General features: G+C 36.0%; 20 protein-coding genes and 1 other annotated feature. Of the genes, 6 read left to right on the top strand and 14 right to left on the bottom strand.

All coding sequences use genetic code 11. The features are described 5' to 3' along the window. Positions 1-86: 86 nt before the first annotated feature. The gene (mscL, locus tag TS1_RS04840) at positions 87-563 is read left to right on the top strand and encodes a large conductance mechanosensitive channel protein MscL (protein ID WP_157061638.1); all 477 of its coding nucleotides are present in this window, start codon (positions 87-89) and stop codon (positions 561-563) included. Positions 564-648: 85 nt separating this feature from the next. Here the strand turns inward: mscL and TS1_RS04835 are convergent, their stop codons facing one another. From TS1_RS04835 to TS1_RS04790, 10 genes are all read right to left on the bottom strand, one after another. Next, positions 649-891, bottom strand: a complete 243-nt coding sequence (locus TS1_RS04835; protein ID WP_068708389.1) for a Veg family protein — start codon at positions 889-891, stop codon at positions 649-651. 95 nt (positions 892-986) lie between these two features. After that, positions 987-1550, bottom strand: coding sequence for a sigma factor (locus TS1_RS04830; protein WP_068708387.1), 564 nt, complete (start codon positions 1548-1550; stop codon positions 987-989). Positions 1551-1656: 106 nt separating this feature from the next. Further along, a complete protein-coding gene (locus TS1_RS04825; protein ID WP_068708385.1) occupies positions 1657-2175 on the bottom strand; it encodes an NYN domain-containing protein in 519 nt (172 codons plus the stop codon). A gap of 4 nt (positions 2176-2179) precedes the next feature. Beyond that, a complete protein-coding gene (rlmB, locus tag TS1_RS04820) occupies positions 2180-2974 on the bottom strand; it encodes a 23S rRNA (guanosine(2251)-2'-O)-methyltransferase RlmB (protein WP_068708383.1) in 795 nt (264 codons plus the stop codon). Between the two features lie 61 nt (positions 2975-3035). Continuing rightward, positions 3036-3425, bottom strand: a complete 390-nt coding sequence (locus tag TS1_RS04815) for a Mini-ribonuclease 3 (RefSeq protein ID WP_068708379.1) — start codon at positions 3423-3425, stop codon at positions 3036-3038. Then, positions 3422-4831 carry a cysteine--tRNA ligase gene (gene cysS, locus TS1_RS04810; RefSeq protein ID WP_068708378.1) on the bottom strand — a complete coding sequence of 470 codons (1410 nt, stop codon included), beginning with the start codon at positions 4829-4831 and terminating at the stop codon, positions 3422-3424. The genes TS1_RS04815 and cysS overlap by 4 nt, the downstream gene beginning before the upstream one ends. Before the next feature lie 67 nt (positions 4832-4898). Then, positions 4899-5096, bottom strand: a binding site (T-box leader). After that, positions 5093-6550, bottom strand: a complete 1458-nt coding sequence (gene gltX, locus TS1_RS04805; RefSeq protein WP_068708377.1) for a glutamate--tRNA ligase — start codon at positions 6548-6550, stop codon at positions 5093-5095. Its footprint overlaps the feature before it by 4 nt. A 146-nt stretch (positions 6551-6696) precedes the next feature. Next, a complete protein-coding gene (locus TS1_RS04800) occupies positions 6697-7809 on the bottom strand; it encodes a PIN/TRAM domain-containing protein (RefSeq protein ID WP_068708376.1) in 1113 nt (370 codons plus the stop codon). Between the two features lie 24 nt (positions 7810-7833). After that, entirely contained in the window at positions 7834-9204 is a 1371-nt protein-coding gene (gene radA, locus TS1_RS04795; protein WP_068708393.1) for a DNA repair protein RadA, read from the bottom strand. 13 nt (positions 9205-9217) lie between these two features. Continuing rightward, positions 9218-9727: a dCTP deaminase/dUTPase family protein gene (locus TS1_RS04790; RefSeq protein ID WP_068708375.1), complete on the bottom strand. Its 510-nt coding sequence runs from the start codon at positions 9725-9727 to the stop codon at positions 9218-9220. Positions 9728-9916: 189 nt separating this feature from the next. Between TS1_RS04790 and TS1_RS04785 the strand changes: the two genes are divergently transcribed. Then, a complete protein-coding gene (locus TS1_RS04785) occupies positions 9917-10816 on the top strand; it encodes an aldo/keto reductase (RefSeq protein WP_068708374.1) in 900 nt (299 codons plus the stop codon). Between the two features lie 43 nt (positions 10817-10859). On the opposite strand, the gene TS1_RS04780 is transcribed toward TS1_RS04785, so the two are convergent. Then, positions 10860-11948, bottom strand: a complete 1089-nt coding sequence (locus tag TS1_RS04780) for a YkvI family membrane protein (protein WP_068708373.1) — start codon at positions 11946-11948, stop codon at positions 10860-10862. A gap of 36 nt (positions 11949-11984) precedes the next feature. Further along, on the bottom strand, positions 11985-13322 hold the full coding sequence (locus TS1_RS04775; protein WP_068708371.1) for an aspartate aminotransferase family protein: 1338 nt from the start codon (positions 13320-13322) through the stop codon (positions 11985-11987). Positions 13323-13591: 269 nt separating this feature from the next. Here TS1_RS04775 and proB point away from each other — a divergent pair, with 269 nt between their 5' ends. Together proB and TS1_RS04765 are read left to right on the top strand one after the other, a co-directional pair. Beyond that, positions 13592-14398 carry a glutamate 5-kinase gene (gene proB, locus TS1_RS04770; protein WP_068708369.1) on the top strand — a complete coding sequence of 269 codons (807 nt, stop codon included), beginning with the start codon at positions 13592-13594 and terminating at the stop codon, positions 14396-14398. After that, positions 14395-15642: a glutamate-5-semialdehyde dehydrogenase gene (locus TS1_RS04765; protein ID WP_068708367.1), complete on the top strand. Its 1248-nt coding sequence runs from the start codon at positions 14395-14397 to the stop codon at positions 15640-15642. Before proB ends, TS1_RS04765 begins: the two co-directional genes overlap by 4 nt. Positions 15643-15677: 35 nt before the next feature. Here TS1_RS04765 and TS1_RS04760 read toward each other — a convergent pair whose 3' ends face one another. Next, positions 15678-16316, bottom strand: coding sequence for a pentapeptide repeat-containing protein (locus TS1_RS04760; protein ID WP_068708365.1), 639 nt, complete (start codon positions 16314-16316; stop codon positions 15678-15680). Positions 16317-16434: 118 nt separating this feature from the next. On the opposite strand from TS1_RS04760, the gene TS1_RS04755 reads away from it, so the two are divergent. Both TS1_RS04755 and TS1_RS04750 read left to right on the top strand, forming a co-directional pair. Beyond that, positions 16435-16641: a hypothetical protein gene (locus TS1_RS04755; protein WP_068708364.1), complete on the top strand. Its 207-nt coding sequence runs from the start codon at positions 16435-16437 to the stop codon at positions 16639-16641. Positions 16642-16879: 238 nt separating this feature from the next. Then, complete coding sequence (locus TS1_RS04750; protein ID WP_068708362.1) at positions 16880-18502, top strand: ABC-F family ATP-binding cassette domain-containing protein; 1623 nt, start codon at positions 16880-16882, stop codon at positions 18500-18502. Positions 18503-18541: 39 nt separating this feature from the next. Here TS1_RS04750 and TS1_RS04745 read toward each other — a convergent pair whose 3' ends face one another. Beyond that, complete coding sequence (locus tag TS1_RS04745; protein ID WP_068708360.1) at positions 18542-19402, bottom strand: DegV family protein; 861 nt, start codon at positions 19400-19402, stop codon at positions 18542-18544. Positions 19403-19713 lie beyond the last annotated feature (311 nt).

Genomic DNA, 19713 nt, shown 5'->3' with positions numbered 1-19713 from the left:
ACTCTAAAAAAAACAATTTATTTCAAAAAAATATTTTGTTTCGTTATACTAAGAGGAGTAAAATTGGAGGTGTAATTTTGAAGAGAATTTTTTCAGAATTTAAGGAATTTATTATAGGCGGCGATGTATTAGACCTAGCTGTAGGTGTTGTCATTGGTAGTGCTTTTACTGCGATTGTTACTCAAGTAGTTGAAGGACTGATTACTCCACTGGTTGGTTGGTTTGTAGCTGCCATTACAGGGACTAGAGACCTTGAAAGCTCTCTATCAATATTAGATTGGTCCCCTGTACCAGGTGTAACATTTCAATTTGGCGAAATTGTTAGTGCAGTTATCACCTTTATACTTACTGGCTTTATTTTATTTGTCATTGTTAAAGCAGCTAATAAGGCAAAACTCACCCAGGAAGAAGAAGCCGCTCCGGCTGCAGAAGATTACTTAGCAGAGATACGTGACTTATTACGTCAAGAGCAAGGCTTACCTGTTGAATCAAACGAAAACGATCAAACACAAGATACCGAAAATACTGATGAAAAAACAGATAACAAAACGACCGAGGAATAAATAAAAATAGGAAAAGATAGCAAATAACGCTACCTTTTCCTATTAGAAAGTCTATTTTTAAGTAAAACAAATTTCACTGTTTACATTAGACTGCATCAAGAAACTCAATTTCTACTGCTTTTGTTAATACATCTGAATAGCTATAAGAAACTCTTTCAAATGAATTTTCTTCTGGATCTAAATCTACGACAAAAACGGCTGGATAAGTTTCTGTCAAAACGCCGCGGCGTTGTGTTTGACGTTTTCTTCCCGTCTGAGCGACCAGCATAATTTTACTGCCAATGCGGCCTTCCAGTGCTTTTTTAATCGTTGCTAGAGTCGTTGGCATCACATTCACCTCAGACAATATTATACCACAAAACAAACGAATTTTAAAGTATACCATAAAAGTTGAAAATTTGACAATAGCTTTTTATTAAAAAATTATCTTTTACATAAAATTAACTGCTGAGTAATCTTTCTTTTTGATCGATCATAAGCGCTGCGTAATACCTCTGACTTTTGCGAGGAAGGGGCTGTTATCTCTCCGTAAAAAAAACCACAGAAAGCTTCTTTTTCTAATTCAGATAGCAATGTTTCGCTTTCTTCTAATGTTTCTTGGACAATTACTTGTTCTAAAGGATCATCTGTATAAGAACGACGGTCGATACATTCTTTGACTCCATCTGAAAAAAACATTTGATTATATGAAACTAGGCCTTCCACGCTTTTTCTTTTAGATGCGCAATTTTTACGTACTAAACTTACAATCGCATTTTCAAAGGAACGCTTGAAAAAACCACCTAGTGTTGTTTCCTTATCTCCTTTATATTCATGTAAACAATGATTAAAGGTAATCAAACCTTCCTGGAACCAATCTTGCTCATCAAAATCTTGTAGAAAAAATCTTGCTCTTACCGAATGGACTATCGGTCGGTAACGGCGAAATAGTTCAAGTAATGCCTCTTCGTCTCCTTGTCTTGCCTGTGTAATCAAAGTCTCATTCATCAAAAAAAGCTCCTTTCATTATTATCAATGAAAAGAGCGTATCATCGGAAAAAGTCGACGTCTCTCATTTACCGGCGCAACTTTTTACAAGGCTCTCAGCAAATATTTAACTTAATTCCTTTAATTTTTTTTCTAATTCTTTTAGCTGGTCTTCATTCCACGGAGAATTCCGGCGGTAATCAGCATAATTTATGGACTCTTGATGCCGCTTAATAGCCTCCTGATTTTTTTTAACTGTTTTGTATAATTCCCTAGCGGAAATGCGCAAAGCACCTTGTGAAAAAACAACCCACTGTTCAGCTAAATCACTTGTAGCTACTGAAACTTGCGTCATAATATCATTTAACTTTCCCGCAATTCTTTCAATATAACTATCTGCTGTTTCCCCTTCTTCAGTAAAAACAACTTCTAATTGATATTTAGCATAATTTTGTGTCATACCTGGCACAAACTGTGCATCAAATACAACAATGATCGGTAATTTTTCGTATTTTGCATAGCTGGACAAAGTTTGCAACAACTGCTCCCTAGCATCTTCCATTAGGTCCTTGTTTTTTAATTGAACAAGCTCAGGCCAAGACCCGATCATATTATAACCGTCAACAATCAGTAATGGTTTTTTCATAGTCTCACTCACTTCGTTTTACGAAAGCCTCATACATTAATATTCCACTTGCCACAGAAGCATTCAAGCTTTGTACATGCCCTGTCATAGGAATTGTCAGCATTTCGTCTACTTGTTTTTTTAAGCTTGCATTCATTCCTTGGCCCTCATTACCAATAATAAGACCAATGGCTCCTGTAGCGTTCCACTTATGATAGGAAGTTCCATTCATATCCGTTCCAAAAATCCAAAATCCTTTTTCTTTTAATTTGGTAACAGCTTGTGTCAGGTTTGTCACACGCGCTACAGGTACATATTCCACCGCTCCAGTAGATGTTTTAACTACTGCAGGAGTAATACCACAAGCTCTATGTTTAGGGATAATGATTCCGTCTACACCCGAAGCATCTGCTGTCCTTAGAATTGATCCAAAATTATGTGGATCTTCAATATGATCTAAAAGAATAAAAAAGGGCTCTGGTTTACTTTGATCAATTAATTCATTTAGTGATAAATATTGATAAGGAGTAATTGCTAAAACAACCCCTTGGTGTACTCCGCCTTCACTCATTTGTTCTAGTTTTTGTTTAGGAACCCATTTGACAGGAACAGAATGTTCTTTTGCTAGTGTTTTGAGTTCTTCTACCTTTGTTCCTCCTGCATCTTTTAACAAAAATAGCTTGTTGCCTCTAGCCTTTTTTAAAGCTTCCTGTGCAGCATGATAACCAAATACAAAGTCCGTCTCATTAGAATTAGGAGCCTGTGCTTTTGTTTCACGTGGAACTTTTTTCCCTGCTGTTTTATTTTTTGTTTTTTTCATCCTATCACCTTTTCAAAAAGTAAAGCGAGAAAGTTATACTTTCATTTGACCACTTTTTCTATTAAGTTTCTTCTACTTTTTTAATGCACCAAGTAATCAGTTCTTCTAAGCGCTCAGTTTGGCCCGACAAATGCAGGTAGCCCATCAAACTTTCAAATCCAGTAGACATCCGATATGTTTTCACATCTGTATTTTTTGCATTAGTATGGCTTTTACTATTTCGACCTCGACGATAGTAATTATCTTCTTCCTTGTTTAAAATCTGTTCATCTAATAACTGCTGAATCAAAAAAGCTTGAGCTTTAGCCGATACATAATAAGTTGCTAAACGATGTAGTTGGTTAGGACGAGTTTTTCCTAAGGCTATCAGATGGTCACGAATATAAACTTCATAAATTGCATCGCCCACATAAGCTAAAGCAAGCCCATTTAACTGTTGGTAATCTCTCATGATTGTCTTTTCCACCTTGTTCCTTGCGGCGTATCTTCTAAAATAATACCTTGTTCTTTTAGAAGATCACGGATTTCATCGCTACGTTCAAATTCTTTATTTTTGCGAGCTTCATTTCTTTCTAAAATCAGTTGTTCTACTTGTTCATCTGCTATATTTTCTTTAAATTCAATACCAAAAATAGCCATAATTTCCGTAAAATGTTCTAGTGCAAAATCTAACATCTCATAAGACACAACAGATTGCTCAGCATAACGATTCATCCATTTTGCCATTTCGTAAATGACTGTCATTCCATTGGCCGCGTTAAAATCATCGTCCATTTCTTGAATAAACTGATCAATAAATTGGTTAAATTCCTTTTTGTTATCTATATCATCAGCTAAACTACTTTTAGCGTCATTGAATCGAAAAACAACATTTTCGTAAGTATTTTTTAAGCGCTGTAAATTATTACTTGCTTCTGCTAAGGTTTTTTGACTGTAACGAATCGGTCGGCGATATTGCGTGGTAGACAGGAAAAAACGGATAACTTGCGGATCTATTTGTTCTAAAATATCATGTACAGTTACGAAATTTCCCAACGATTTACTCATTTTTTCATCATCTTCACCGATGGTTACATAACCATTATGCATCCAATAATTAGCAAATGTTTTCCCAGTTTTAGCCTGGCTTTGTGCAATTTCATTTTCATGATGAGGAAATTCTAAATCTTGACCACCCCCATGAATATCAATTGTATCGCCTAGTAATTGGGTTGCCATAACAGAGCATTCAATATGCCAGCCAGGACGACCGTCTCCCCAAGGAGATTCCCAGGAAATTTCACCTTTTTTTGCGTTTTTCCATAAAGCAAAATCTAAAGGGTCTTCTTTTAATTGCTGCTCTATGCCGGTACGTTTACTGGCACCCACTTCTAGTTCATCAATGGACTGATCACTTAAACGTCCATAATCAGGGAACTTCCGTGTTCGATAATAAACATCACCGTCTACTACATAAGCATAGTCTTTGTCTATTAAAACTTGAATAAAATCGATGATATCTTGCATATAATCTACCACTTTTGGATGGTGATCAGCTGGTTTTACGTTTAATTTTGCTGTATCTTCTTTAAAAGCCTTGATAAACCGCTCAGCCACTTCAGGTGTCGTTATTTCTAACTCTTTAGCTGCTCGAATAATTTTGTCATCAACGTCGGTAAAGTTTGAAACATACTCTACTTCATAACCTCGAAATTCCAGATAGCGTCGGATAGTATCAAAAGAAACAGTGCTTCTTCCATTACCAATATGTATATAATTGTAAACCGTAGGACCGCAAACATACATCTTAATTTTTCCAGGGGTAATCGGTTGAAACATTTCTTTTTTTCTTGTCAAAGTATTGTATATTTTGATCATTAAAATACTCCTTTCTTTGCTAATAAATTGTTAAAAATAAGCGCCTTTCAAGTAGGCTTTAACCTAACCGAAAGACGCTTACACGTGGTTCCACTTTCATTGATGATGACTTCCTCATTAAAAGCGTAACGAGCTTTACCCGTCTTTGGTTTTGCCAAAGCCACTTGCAGGTGCATTTCTTAATCTTTTTTTGTCTACTTCTCAGCAAAAAGGCAGACTCTCTGTGCAAAAAAAGATTAATACTTCGTCTGTTCATTGTGTTTATAATACTTCATTCAAATGAGCTAATGCTTTTTCTTTTCCTAATAATTCAACCGTATCTGGCAATTCTGGACCATGCATTGCTCCAGAAACTGCAATTCGAATTGGCATATATAAGTTTTTGCCTTTTGACCCTGTTTCTTTTTGAACTGTTTTAATTGCTTTTTTTACAGTTGGAGCATCTACAACGTCCATCTCTTCCAACTGCGCTTTAAATGCGTTAAGAACTGCCGGTACATTTTCACCTGTCAATATTTCTTTAGCTGCATCATCTAAAACAGGATGTTCATCAAAGAATAAATATGTTAAATCAACAATTTGAGCTGCATAGCTCATTTGGGGCTGGTATAAATTGACTAGTTTCTTTATCCATTCCATACGCTTGGCACTAGGTTCTTTTTCTATACGTCCATCTGCTTGTAAATAAGGCAGGCACATATCCGTTAATGTATCTATATCTAGTTGTTTAATATAGTAATTTCCAATCCACTCTAACTTTTTAGCATCAAATGAAGCAGGAGATTTACTCAAACGACTTGATTCAAACATATCAATAATTTCTTGTTTAGAAAAAATCTCTTCTTCGCCTTTAGGAGACCAGCCAAGTAAAGCGATGAAGTTTAGCATCGCTTCAGGCAGATAACCTAACTGACGGTATTGCTCAATAAATTGTAGAATCGATTCATCCCGTTTGCTAAGCTTTTTGCCTGTATCTGCATTGATAATAAGAGTCATATGACCAAATTGTGGTGGTGTCCAGCCAAATGCTTCGTAAATCATCATTTGTTTTGGCGTATTCGCAATGTGATCATCACCGCGTAAAACATGAGTAATTTCCATCATATGGTCATCTACAACGACAGCAAAATTGTAAGTAGGCATCCCATCTTTTTTTTGAATAATAAAGTCACCACCGACATTATCTGCTTCAAAGGCAATTTCACCTTTGACCATATCATTAAAGCGATACTCTGTATTTTTTGGTACTCGAAAGCGTACGACCGGAACAATTCCTTGTGCTTCTTTTTCTGCTTGTTCTTCTGCTGATAAATGAGCACACTTGCCATTATAATGAGGAACTTCTCCTCTGGCTTTCTGCGCTTCTTTTTCTGCTTCTAGTTCTTCTTGTGTACAATAACATTTATAGGCCCGATTACTAGCCAATAATTGTTCAATCAATGGTAGATAGATATCTTTTCGTTCTGATTGTCGATAAGGACCATAAGCGCCTGGTTTTTCTGGCGCTTCATCCCAATCCACGCCTAACCATGCAAGGTTGTCCAATTGGCTTTTCTCTCCGTCTTCAATGTTACGCTTTTGGTCTGTATCTTCAATTCGAATGATGAAGTCACCATCCATGTGACGTGCATATAAATAATTAAATAAAGCCGTCCGAGCATTACCAATGTGTAAATGTCCTGTTGGACTTGGAGCGTAGCGTACACGTACTTTTGTCATTTTCATCTTCCTCTTCTTTTAAAACTTAGTCATTGATTGTTTAATATAAGAACAACTATTCAGCTAAAATTGTACATTTAAATGGCGGATTAGTAAAGCCTGATGGCTACCTAATCCGCAATTAACGAGTAATTGATTTGATTTTCTTACGTCTGACTATCGATGCCTCGCCCAGCATGGGCTGGCTTAGCAAAAATCATACGACCAGCAGCAGTTTGTAAAGCACTCGTTACAACAACGCTTAAACGCTCATTCATATAATGAAGTCCTTCTTCTACAACTACCATCGTTCCATCATCTAAGTAAGCAACTCCTTGCTGGCGCTCTGTTCCGGCTTTTATGATCATAACTTCCATCGTTTCACCCGGGATGACCACTGGTTTTACTGCATTTGCTAATTGATTAATATTTAATATAGGTACATTTTGAAATTCAGCTACCTTATTTAAATTATAGTCATTAGTCACAACAATTCCATCTAGCAGCTTAGCAAGTTTTAATAGTTTACTATCCACTTCCGAAATATCTTCAAAATCGCCATCATACATTTCAACAGAAATACCCTCTTCTTTTTGTAAAGAATTTAAGATATCTAATCCTCGTCTTCCACGTACTCGTTTCAAGCTATCCCCAGAATCAGCAATGTATTGTAATTCATACAACACAAAATTAGGAATCAGAAGTGTTCCTTCAATAAAACCAGTTTGAGCAATATCATAAATCCGACCATCGATAATGACACTTGTATCCAATATTTTATATTTATGAAAATTATCTTCAACTTTACGTTCAAGCAATTGCTGTGTTTGCTGTTCGTTTTTCTTTGTCTTAGATACAAAAAGTTTTTTCCATTCCTCAATCCTTGTCACACTTATTTGAAAACCAAAATATGCAAATAAAATCATTAATACAAATGGAATAATGCTATTAACAAATGGAACCTCCCAATTGTAAAATGGAACGGAAACAATTACACCGATAATCAAGCCCACAATTGTTCCCAAAGCGCCAAACAATAGGTAAGTTAAGCTAAATCCACTTAACCATTTTTCAACTTTTTTTATCCCAGTAGAAATCATATTAACAACCAATAGTGAAAATAAATAAAAAATAAGTGCGCCAATCAGACTATTGGTAATGTTATTATTTAACCAAGTATTTTGCTGCTGTCCAATCGTTTCCCAGGCTAAGGGTAACAAGGAGATACCTAGACTCGCGCCAGCAAAAACCATTAAAACAGTAATGACTCGTTTTTGCATATGCACACCCCCATTTGTCTATTTTTATCGAAATACACGTTTTAATGCTTCATCGAGTGTTGCTACACCAACGACTTCGATGTCAGCCGGCGCCTTCCAACCGCTTAAATTATTTTTTGGTACATATACTTTTTCAAATCCTAATTTTTGGACTTCTTTTACACGTTGCTCAATCGCACTAACGCGTCGAATCTCACCAGTTAGTCCGATCTCGCCGATAAAACATTCTGTCGGTTTAGTCCCTTTTTCTTTATAGCTTGAAGCAATACTAATCGCTGTAGCAAGATCAATCGCTGGTTCGTCTAATTTTACACCACCAGCTGCTTTTAAATAAGCATCCTGATTTTGTAAAAGCAAGCCAGCACGTTTTTCTAATACTGCCATGATTAAAGAAACTCGGTTAAAATCAAGGCCTGTAGTCGTCCGCTTAGCATTACCAAACATCGTTGGAGTAACTAATGCTTGTATCTCAACTAAAATAGGACGAGTCCCTTCCATTGCTACTACAATTGCAGAACCACTAGTCCCTTCCAAACGTTCTTCTAAAAAGACCTGTGAAGGATTGACCACCTCTTTTAGCCCTTGCTCATACATTTCAAAAATACCAATTTCATTGGTTGAACCAAAGCGGTTTTTTACAGCTCGCAAAATACGAAAACTTTGATGCTTATCTCCTTCAAAGTACAATACTGTATCCACCATATGCTCAAGCATACGAGGTCCAGCAATAGAACCTTCTTTTGTAACATGTCCCACTACAAAAATAGCGATTCCGTTCGATTTAGCGATTTTTAATAGCTCAGCTGTTGTTTCCCGAACTTGGCTAACACTGCCTGCAACGCTTGAAATGTCGGGTTGAGTCATTGTTTGTATAGAATCAATAATCACATAATCAGGTTGCAATTTTTCAATTGTATCGCGGATATCTTGCATATCTGTTTCGGCAAACAAATAAAAGTCGTTTTCTGCACCGCCTAAACGTTGAGCACGCAATTTTATTTGTTCTGCACTTTCTTCCCCTGAAACATAAAGTACTTTACCACCTGTTGCCGCTAGTTGTTGCGACACTTGTAAAAGCAAGGTAGACTTCCCAATTCCAGGATCACCGCCTAATAAGACCATCGAGCCTGGTACAACTCCGCCTCCTAATACACGATTTAATTCATTTAAAGTTGTTTTTACTCGTGGCTCTTTTTTAGGGACAACATCTTTTAAAAGAGTGGGCTGCATTTTTTCTCCAGTCAATGTGGAACGACTTTTACGATCAGTAGTATCTTGAATTTTTTCTTCTACCATTGAGTTCCAACTGCCACAGTTAGGGCATTTACCTAGATACCTAGGTGAAATATAGCCACAATTCTGACATTCAAATTGTGTTTTTGCCTTTTTTGCCATAATTTCCCTCACTTTAATTCTCTTGATCAGACGAGCCTAAGCCTCCTGTGCGATCATGAATCGTTTGATCTTCATCTGCCTTTAAAAAAGGTAAGAAAATCCCTTGTCCGATACGTTCACCCTTTTTTATAACTACATCTTTTAGACCAAAATTAGAAAACTGGAACATAATATGTCCTTCATTTTCTGTGTTATTATAATAATCACTGTCTATAACGCCTACGCCATTTGATACAAGCAAAAAGCGTTTTAACGGATTGCTTGAACGATTAGCTAATTGTAAAAATTCATCGTCCATCATATACGCCTTAATTCCAGTAGGTACCAAAACAGGTTTTATCTTTTTTTCTGTTGTAGCATTATCATTTATTTTTCTTGTTAAAAACTGCTTCCATATACTCGGAATAACAACCTCTTCTGCAGCTTCAAAGTCATAACCAGCCGAGTGATGAGTCGCTCGCTGTGGTAAATGAATTTCTTTTTCTCTATAGTCTGTAATAATTTCAAATCCTCTTTTTTTCATAACAACCCTCCGTAAAGACTACGCCTATTTTACCATATCTTAGCTAAAAAACTGAGTATCTTTCTGTTTTCTAAAAATTTCTCAAGAATTTGTTGAAAAAAATAGTTTTTTTCATAGAACTAGTTTATTTTTGCATCTTTTTAACGAACGCGTTACGATAAAATTAAATAAGGAAAGAGGGGATTATTGATGACAAAAAGCATCCTAGATGAAACGACCACACTAAACAATGGCGTTAAAATGCCCTACTTTGGATTAGGTGTATGGCAAACTGATAATCATACCGCACAAAACTCTGTTACTGAAGCCATCAAAAATGGTTATCGTCTGATCGATACGGCTAAAGAATATGGAAATCAAGCAGGTGTTGGCAAAGGAATTCGTGAGAGCTTAAAAGAAACTGGCGGCAACCGAAAAGATTTGTTTATCACTACAAAAGTATTTAATGGAGACGCTGGCTATGATTCCACATTAAATGCTTTTTATGATACATTACACGAATTACAGTTAACTTATATTGATTTATACCTAATTCACTGGCCAGTGGATGGTCGTTACATTGATACTTGGCATGCCTTAGAAAAACTATACAAAGATGGTTTAATACGTGCCATTGGTATTTCTAACTTTGATAATGAACGGCTACAAAACCTATTAGACCATGCCACTGTTACTCCAGCAGTTAACCAAATGGAATACAATCCATTAAACCAAGAAAAAGAAATTCATGAAATGGCAAAAATGACCGGTATTCAACTAGAAGCTTGGTCTCCATTAGGTGGGGGCGAAGCATTGAATGATCCAACGATCAATCAATTAGCAGAAAAATACCATAAAACGGCTGCACAAATTATCTTGCGTTGGAATTATCAACAAGATGTAGTAACCATTCCGAAATCAACACACACAAATCGTATAATTGAAAATAGTCAAATTGCTGATTTCGAGCTATCTGAGGAAGATGTTCAAAAAATTCAAGCGATGGATAAAAAGAAACATACCATTTGGTACGACGAGTTTGATTGGCATAACGCAATTAAACCCGAAACTGTACAAGAGTGGGACGATACTGAACAATATAAAAAATAAACAAGAGCGGTTGTCTGTTTTACATGTAGACAACCGCTCTTGTTTATTCTTCAGTGGGTTTCACCGACACGTTTTTTTGATAACTTTTTTGTCTTATACAAAATTTATACCAAGTATAGACAAAAATCCCCAAAATAATAAAACCACCATAACCAACAGCAGGGTAGACAAATCCAATAACATTGGTAAAGCCACCAAAGCTTAGCGTAAATGCTGCTACTGTGGTTACTAATAATACATAACGAAATTTCTTCTTATTTGGTGTAATAAAGCTAGTTGAAAAAGAATATAAAACGCTCATTGCTGTATTCCAAATTTCAAAGAAAATCAAAATTGACATAATAAATCCAACCCATGGCTGGATTAAACGAGCCATTTGTAGCATTGGTAAGTCAAAACTAGCTACTTGCGTAGAAGTTGCAAATAACGTTAAATTAATCAAAACAATAAGAAAGCCAACGACAGTACCCCCAATTAAACCACCATGCCGTGCAACCTTTTTATCCTTTTCTACGCCTCCTAAAAGAAAGGCTGTTGCAACACCAGTAGTTAGGTTTACTGAAGCATAGTTTAATACACTGATCCACCAATTAGGCAGTGGCGAGGATAATTCTAATGCGTCTGCATTCATAGCAACAATATCCCAATCTGCCGTAGAAAGTGAGCGAAAACTGATAATAATAACTAAAATAATTAAAAAAGGAGCAATCGCTCCGATTGCGTTAACAACTTTTTCTGTATCCATCATGCCTACTAGAAAAACAAGCGTCACACAAATTAAATTTCCTAACCAAACAGGCCAACCAAATTGTTGGTTCAAATTACTACCTGCGCCAGCTACCATTACTACACCTATCCCAAATAATGTTAATAATAAGAAAATGTCAATGACACGACTGGTAATCGGCGAAACAACATGTTTTAACACATCGCGATGAGAATAAGCTTTGAAAAAATGGCCCATATCAACAATAACAAAACCAAAGAATCCGAAAATAAAAATAGAAGCTATCGTTCCAACAATTCCCCAGATACCAAAACTAGTAAAATACTGCAGCATCTCTTGTCCAGAAGCAAATCCAGCCCCAATAATAATACCTACAAAAGCCATCGCGATTTTAAACTGTCTCATAAGCTAACAACCTTTCTAATTACTAAATTAACGAAATTACCAACCTTGTCCGGATACATCATAATCATCTAATTTGCCTTCAGCTAACTCCTTTATCGTTTCTTCAATTAAATCTAAGGCTTTTGTTAATTCCTGATCTGTGATAACTAAAGGAGGTTGAAAGCGCAAAACACTCTCCCCAATTGCAATCAAAACAGCCCCTCTTTCAAATAAACGATTGCAAAGCTTTAAAGCTGCTTGTTCATCTTTTGTTTTACTTTTTTTATCGGTCACAATATCAATCCCTATAGATAATCCTAAACCACGGACATCCCCAATAAATGAATAATCCTCTTGCCATTTTTTCATCCGTCTTTGTGCAATTTCGCCCTTACGGGTACTTTCTTGAAGAAGATTATCTTCTTCAATCATGTTTAAAGTGGCTAAAGAAGCAGCACAACAAACCGGATTTGCTCCCGTTGTAAATAAATGAGCGGGTGCTTCTAAGCTGTCCATAATCTCTTTACGTCCTACAATGGCAGATAACGGCATGCCGCCAGCTAGTGATTTACCGTAAGCAACTAAATCAGCTTCAATATTAAAGTGTTCAGTTGAACACCAAGTGCCTGTTCGTCCCAATCCTTGCTGCACATCATCGACAGCAAATAAAATGCCATGTTCATGACAAAGTTCATACAAAGCCTCGAAGTATCCAGGTACGGGCTCTAACAATCCGCCATCTCCTTGCAATGTTTCAATAACAACACAAGCAATCTCTTCTGGCGGTAAATAAGTCTCCATCATTTGTTTAAACGGTGCTAAATATTCTTCAATCGAATTAGATTCCACTTGGCCGTACATTCCCCGATAGTTATCAGGAAATGGAATATGCTCAATATTAGGTACGATTGGACCGATTTTAGCGCGCATCTTGGTATTAATTGCTGACATTGAGATAGCACCATAAGTGGACCCATGATAAGCATTTTGAAAAGTAACGATATTCGGTCGTCCTGTGTAAGCTCGTGCATATTTCATTATTCCATCACATGCATCAGATCCAGTTAAGCCAAAGGTAGCTTTTTTATCAAAATTTCCTGGAGTGATTTCGCATAATTTTTCTGCTAGATGAATAGCCGGTTCATGATACATATATGCTGGAGTATAATGAATCATTTTATCCGCTTGTACTTTAATCGCATCTGTAATCTTTTTAGGTGAGTGGCCCACATTAATTGCACTAGCACTAGATAATAGATCTATGTATTCCTTCTCATCAAAATCTACTAGCGTTGCCCCATAAGCATGCTCAATTAATAGCGGATAATAAGAGATTCTCCCGGCCTTAGCAAAATATCGCTCGTCTTTTTGCATTAATTCTTCATATGTTGTCATACAATAAACCTCCTACTTCATATAAGTATGATAATTCTGACTTTTCCAAATTTTTTCGTAGATAATCAAGTTGAATAAAAGAACACTTTGTTTAATATTTAACAAATTAACACCATGGAGACCTTATGTCAATCGTTTTTTGAATCTTTCGAATATTCAATAAAACATGTTTGATTCTAAACTTTCTCTAATAATTTTTGCATAATAAATGACGAAACCTGCAAATGTTAGTACAATAGGTAGTAATAAGGAAAAAGATGGAGAATGTTATGTGTAAAACAATTAAAGATGCAAAACGTATTGTAATAAAGGTCGGCACTACTACTTTGATTTATCCAAATGGAAATATTAATTTATCAAGCATTGACGAATTAGCTTTTGTCTTAACCGATTTGCAAAATCGTGGCAAAGAAGTCATTTTGGTTTCCTCTGGAGCGATTGGCGTGGGGTTAAACCAGTTACAGTTAACCCAGCGGCCTGTTTCAATTCCAGAGCAACAAGCCGTAGCAGCGGTTGGGCAAGCAGAACTAATGGATATTTACAGCCAACGTTTTCAAGTGTACAGTCAACAGATAGCTCAGGTTCTTTTAACCAGAGACATTGTAGAATATCCAGAAAGCCGCAACAATGTGGTCAACACCTTAGAAGAGCTACTTGCTATGGGTATTATTCCTATTATTAATGAAAATGATACCGTAGCAGTGGATGAATTGGATCACTTAACAAAATTTGGCGATAATGATCGACTTTCGACTATCGTCAGTGAACTAATGCGAGCTGAATTATTAATTATGCTTTCTAACATTGATGGCTTTTATTCTGACAATCCGTTAAAAAATTCTCAGGCCAAGCTGCATCAACGTATCACAAAGATTGACGATGAGTTAATGGAACAGGCTGGAGCCAGCAATGATCGTTTTGGTACTGGCGGCATGGTAAGCAAACTCAAAGCGGCAAAACAAGTATTAGATGTAAATGGTAGTATGGTACTGGCAAATGGAAAACGGCCTAGAATTATTTTTGATATACTAAATGGTGCAAAGGTCGGCACCTTGTTTAAGGGGGAATCATCTTGACAGATTTACAATTATTAGGAGACCAAGCGAAACGAGCAGCGACTCAATTAGGGCTCTTAGATACAAAACAAAAAAATCAGCTTTTGTACTCTATGGCTGCAGCAATCCAGGATAATACGGAAGAAATTTTACAGGCCAACCAAAGTGACCTCGATCAAGCAGACGAAAATGGTATAAAAGAAGTAATGAAAGACCGCTTGCGTCTAACAAAAGAACGTGTTGAAGCAATGGCAGATGGTATACGCCAGGTGGCTCAGTTAAAGGATCCAATTGGTACAATCAAACATATGTGGAAAAATGAAGATGGTTTGACGATTGGACAAAAACAAGTCCCCATTGGTGTCATTGGTATTATTTATGAATCACGTCCTAATGTGACAACAGATGCAGCAAGTTTGTGCTTTAAATCAGGAAACGCAGTTATTTTACGGGGAGGTAAGGAAAGTTTCTACTCTAACCAATTATTAGTGGATATTTTACAAGAAGCTTTAGAAAAAAATCATTTTTCGAGGTATGCCATCCAGTTTGTTGATGATACTATGCATGAGACAGCTGATGAAATGATGCAGTTAACCGACTTTTTAGATGTTTTAATCCCACGTGGCGGTGCTGGTTTAATCAAACATGTCAAAGAAAACGCAAAAGTACCCGTCATTGAAACTGGTACAGGCAACAACCATATTTACGTTGATAAAGAGGCACAACTCGATATGGCAATTGAAATCATTGCCAACGCCAAAGCACAACGACCTTCTGTCTGCAATGCATGTGAGACACTTTTGATTCATAAAGAAGTTGCTGCTTTTTTCTTACCGGCAATAGAAGAAAAATTAATCGAACTGGACGTTGAACTACATGCGGATCAACGTGCTAGCGAGTATCTTCCTTCTGCAACCTTAGCTACAAAAGAAGATTGGGCTACTGAGTTTTTAGATTATATTTTAGCCGTAAAAGTAGTAGATTCTATTGATGAAGCCATCGCACATATCAACTATTATAATACAAAACATTCAGAAGCAATCGTAACTGATAATTACTTTGCTACACAAAAATTCTTAAATGAAGTCGATGCAGCTGCCGTTTATGTCAATGCCTCCACTCGTTTTACTGATGGTTTTGTTTTTGGATTTGGCGCTGAAATTGGCATTTCTACCCAGAAATTACACGCTAGAGGTCCTATGGGGTTAGAAGCATTAACCAGCACAAAATATATTATCTATGGGGATGGCCAAATTAGAAAGTGAGTTTCACGTGAAACAGGACTTACAGCTTTTCTAACTTATTCAATCACTAGCCCTAGCCCTCTTGCAATCGTGATCGCTTGCTCTTGGTTGACTTTAAGGCCCTTGAGAAGTTCTTGTGATAAAGCGATGTTTTCAAAAGAATTGGTTGATAAATCAAGACCAGCCAAGTTAGTAAAAAACCAGCTTGAGCGAGTTAATTGATTGTTTTGTATAGTTAAATTTTTCCATTTCACTTCGTTAAATTCTGCTTCATTTAGCGCACAATGGTTAAAGCTAACCGTGTTAAGCTTTGTATAACTAAATGAAGCAAAATTAATGAGACAATCGTCAAATACACAATCACGCAAATAGCTTTCAGCGAAATTGGTTCCGACTAATTTACATTGTCGAAAAATAACCTGGTGAAAACTAGCACCTAACCAGCTTAAATTAGAAAAATCACAGTGGTCGAAAATAACATTGCTACACTCAAAACGTTCTAATTGAGTATTTTGCATAATAAAATGTTTTAATTCAGATTCTCTCAGAACAATATTTTTGGCTGATACGTAACTCTGATCTTTATTTTCGACTTTTATTCCAGAAACAATGACTTCATCTTCAAGGAAAAATTCTCCTGTTGTCAAAGCAGGAAGTTTGGGCGATAAGGGTACTTTTGGGGTTGTTTTGGACATATAATATTCCTCTTTTCTAAACTATTTCTTTTATTTTAACAGAACTTACTGTTTAAGTCGGATGCGTAGTGGGAAAAAATTTGCTATTCTTAATAATGAAAAATAGGAGGGACATTTTATGAAAAATCGCTCAAACTTATCCAATATTTTAATTATTTTTGTAGGACTGATTTTAGCAAGTATGCTACTAAAAATTCTCTTAACCTTAACAACCGGCGTTTTATATCTTATTTTTAAATTTGGCATTCCTTTATTAATTATCGGTGGTATCATTTACTGGTTAACTAATAGAGATTCAAATAGATATAAAAGACGTAGAAGATGATAGGGCTGTGACATAAGTCTTTAACAAAAAGCCGAACGGACAAACTATTTGTCCGTTCGGCTTTTTAATCTGTAGTTCATTTCCCTTACTCATTTGTAATATTAAAAAGAAGGTTTAAGTCCTTAAGACAATGGTAAAAATGAGTACAACTAGACTGTAAACTTGAAAGACTTAAAAATCCTCGCTATAATGATCAGAGGTCTGTAAAAGACCAATACCGAAAAAGCGAGGAAATTTATTGATTACTGTAAATAATGTAAGTTTGCATTTTTCTGGACGCAAACTTTTTGATGATGTTAATTTAAAATTTACACCTGAAAACTGCTACGGCTTAATCGGTGCTAACGGGGCTGGTAAGTCCACCTTCTTAAAGATTCTTTCAGGAGAAATCGAACCATCCACAGGTACAGTTAGCATGGGGCCTGATGAACGAATGGCTGTATTAAAACAAAACCACTTTGATTACGAACAGTTTCCAGTGATCGAAACTGTTATTATGGGGCATAAACGTTTATATGATGTAATGAAAGAAAAAGATGCACTATATACGAAAGAAGACTTCACAGACGAAGATGGTATACGAGCCGCAGAATTAGAAACAGAGTTTGCCGAATTAAATGGTTGGGAAGCTGAATCAGAAGCGGCTGTGCTTTTACAAGGTTTAAACATCCCTGATATAATGCACCAAGTTCAGATGAGTGAATTGACTGAAGGACAAAAAGTAAAAGTACTGCTAGCCCAAGCATTATTTGGTAAACCGGATGTTTTGCTGCTGGATGAGCCAACAAATGGTTTAGATATTCCTTCTATCAACTGGTTAGAAGAGTTTTTGATTAATTTTGAAAACACCGTTATTGTAGTATCTCATGACCGTCACTTTTTAAATAAAGTATGTACACATATGGCAGATTTAGATTATAAAAAAATTCAATTATATATTGGAAACTATGATTTTTGGTTAGAATCTAGTCAATTAGCCACAAAACTACAACAACAAGCCAATGCCAAAAAAGAAGAACAAATTAAAGAACTTCAAGAATTTATTGCTCGTTTTAGTGCCAACGCTTCAAAATCAAAACAAGCAACTTCCCGTAAGAAAATGTTGGATAAAATTACTTTAGATGACATCCAGCCTTCTTCTCGCCGTTATCCTTTTATTAGTTTTAAACCAGAACGTGAAATCGGCAATGATTTATTACAAGTAGAAAATGTTAGTGTTACAATCGATGATAAGAAAATTTTGGATAATATTTCTTTTACGCTAAATAAAAATGATAAAGTTGTTTTTATAGCAAAAGATGACATTGCAACTACAACTTTGTTAAACGTTATTACTGGCCAAATTAAACCTGATACAGGTACAGTACGTTGGGGCGTAACTACTAGCCAGGCTTACATGCCTAAAGACGCTAGTAACGAATTTGACAGCCAATTAACGATTTTAGAGTGGTTGCGTCAATACGCATCCAAAGAGGAAGACGATAACACCTTTTTAAGAAGTTTTTTAGGCAGAATGTTATTTTCTGGTGAAGAAGTGAATAAGAAAGTGAATGTCCTTTCTGGTGGTGAAAAAGTTCGTTGTCTATTATCTAAACTTATGTTGACTAAAGCGAATGTGTTGCTTTTAGATGACCCGACCAACCATTTAGACCTGGAATCAATTACAGCTCTAAATAATGGACTAATGGACTTTTCAGGAGCACTTCTTTTTACTTCTCATGACCATGAATTTATACAAACTTTAGCTAATCGCGTAATTGTCGTTTCTAACCAAGGCGTTGTAGACCGTATGGATACGACTTATGACGAATTCTTAGAAAATGAAGCCGTACAAGAACGCATTACTCAACTATATACTTAAATAAAAAAGCAAGGGCATGTCAAAAATGTCCTTGTTTTTTTATCTACTTCCCATTGAAAACACCGCAATACATCCATAGCCTGTATGACTAGAAATTGTAGGTCCTAAAGGATAATACGTTACCGGTGTTTTAGGAAAAAGTTGTTTTAATTGTTGAATAACTTTATCCAGTGCCTTTTCATCACCACTATAAGCTACATAAAAATGATTAACGAGCGACAAATCTACCCCAGTGACGGTTTCATCTACCATCCTCTGTAAGGCCTTTTTTCGTCCATGTACTTTGTCAACATTTTGTAGTTGTCCATTCTCATCTACGTTAAGAATAGGTTTTATATTTAATAATCCGCCAATAGCTGCTTGAGTTTTAGATACTCGACCACCGTGTACCAAGTGCTTTAAATCATCAACAGTAAACCAAGAACGCAAATGCATTTTATTTTTTTCTAACCATTGTACTGTTTCTTCTAACGTTTTGCCTGCTTTTTGTAACCGAACTGCTTCCATCACCAGCATGCCCTGACCTAAGCTAGCTGTTTTTGTATCGAGGCTGGTCGCTACGAAATTAGGATATTTTTCCTTTATCAACTTAATTGCATTAAGAGAACTTTCATAAGACCCACTTAGACCCGAAGAAAAGCTGATATATAAAACAGGGATAGAATTTTTTGCATAAGGTTCTAAAAATTCTATATATCTTCCCACATTGATTTGTGAGGTATTTGGATGCTTGTTTTCTTTTAACTGGGCCAAAAACCAGTTATCATCAAAAGTTTTACCAAGATCGTCAGTATATTCTTTCCCTTCTAATTCAATAAACATAGGAATATAGGTCACTTTGTATTTGTCTAATAAATTTGCAGGTAAATCACAGCAAGCATCTGTTATAATCTGAAACATATTCTCGCTCCTTTAAAGTCGACTTTTATTCATTATACCTTACCTTTCCGAATAAATTAAACTTTTTACGTTCATTAAAAAAACACCAGATAAAATTCTGGTGTTTTTTTAGTGAGAACAACATTACTGTCTCCGATGAATTAAAGGGCGTAAAAATCCCTTTAACTATCTTTCTGATAATGCCGTTTATTTATGTGTCAAAATTAGCCTTTTTTTGCATCCTTGCGTCCTATTAACAGTCCGCACACCTGAAAAACGTTATTCAAAAATCCCTCATTCAAGATTTAATCTAATTTCTACTTAACTTTTCG

It is taken from the genome of Tetragenococcus solitarius NBRC 100494 (genome assembly GCF_001544195.1).
Lineage (GTDB): Bacteria > Bacillota > Bacilli > Lactobacillales > Enterococcaceae > Tetragenococcus > Tetragenococcus solitarius.
The sequence above is the reverse complement of the archived record's forward strand: the minus strand, read 5'-3'. Positions and strand labels throughout refer to the sequence as shown.

What these genes read in the sequence shown, in the direction of transcription:
- TS1_RS04835 (WP_068708389.1), bottom strand. Translation starts at nt 891, where the DNA reads ATGCCAACGACTCTAGCAACGATTAAAAAAGCACTGGAAGGCCGCATT.
- TS1_RS04830 (WP_068708387.1), bottom strand. Translation starts at nt 1,550, where the DNA reads ATGAATGAGACTTTGATTACACAGGCAAGACAAGGAGACGAAGAGGCA.
- TS1_RS04825 (WP_068708385.1), bottom strand. Translation starts at nt 2,175, where the DNA reads ATGAAAAAACCATTACTGATTGTTGACGGTTATAATATGATCGGGTCT.
- rlmB (WP_068708383.1), bottom strand. Translation starts at nt 2,974, where the DNA reads ATGAAAAAAACAAAAAATAAAACAGCAGGGAAAAAAGTTCCACGTGAA.
- TS1_RS04815 (WP_068708379.1), bottom strand. Translation starts at nt 3,425, where the DNA reads ATGAGAGATTACCAACAGTTAAATGGGCTTGCTTTAGCTTATGTGGGC.
- cysS (WP_068708378.1), bottom strand. Translation starts at nt 4,831, where the DNA reads ATGATCAAAATATACAATACTTTGACAAGAAAAAAAGAAATGTTTCAA.
- gltX (WP_068708377.1), bottom strand. Translation starts at nt 6,550, where the DNA reads ATGACAAAAGTACGTGTACGCTACGCTCCAAGTCCAACAGGACATTTA.
- TS1_RS04800 (WP_068708376.1), bottom strand. Translation starts at nt 7,809, where the DNA reads ATGCAAAAACGAGTCATTACTGTTTTAATGGTTTTTGCTGGCGCGAGT.
- radA (WP_068708393.1), bottom strand. Translation starts at nt 9,204, where the DNA reads ATGGCAAAAAAGGCAAAAACACAATTTGAATGTCAGAATTGTGGCTAT.
- TS1_RS04790 (WP_068708375.1), bottom strand. Translation starts at nt 9,727, where the DNA reads ATGAAAAAAAGAGGATTTGAAATTATTACAGACTATAGAGAAAAAGAA.
- TS1_RS04785 (WP_068708374.1), top strand. Translation starts at nt 9,917, where the DNA reads ATGACAAAAAGCATCCTAGATGAAACGACCACACTAAACAATGGCGTT.
- TS1_RS04780 (WP_068708373.1), bottom strand. Translation starts at nt 11,948, where the DNA reads ATGAGACAGTTTAAAATCGCGATGGCTTTTGTAGGTATTATTATTGGG.
- TS1_RS04775 (WP_068708371.1), bottom strand. Translation starts at nt 13,322, where the DNA reads ATGACAACATATGAAGAATTAATGCAAAAAGACGAGCGATATTTTGCT.
- proB (WP_068708369.1), top strand. Translation starts at nt 13,592, where the DNA reads ATGTGTAAAACAATTAAAGATGCAAAACGTATTGTAATAAAGGTCGGC.
- TS1_RS04760 (WP_068708365.1), bottom strand. Translation starts at nt 16,316, where the DNA reads ATGTCCAAAACAACCCCAAAAGTACCCTTATCGCCCAAACTTCCTGCT.
- TS1_RS04755 (WP_068708364.1), top strand. Translation starts at nt 16,435, where the DNA reads ATGAAAAATCGCTCAAACTTATCCAATATTTTAATTATTTTTGTAGGA.
- TS1_RS04745 (WP_068708360.1), bottom strand. Translation starts at nt 19,402, where the DNA reads ATGTTTCAGATTATAACAGATGCTTGCTGTGATTTACCTGCAAATTTA.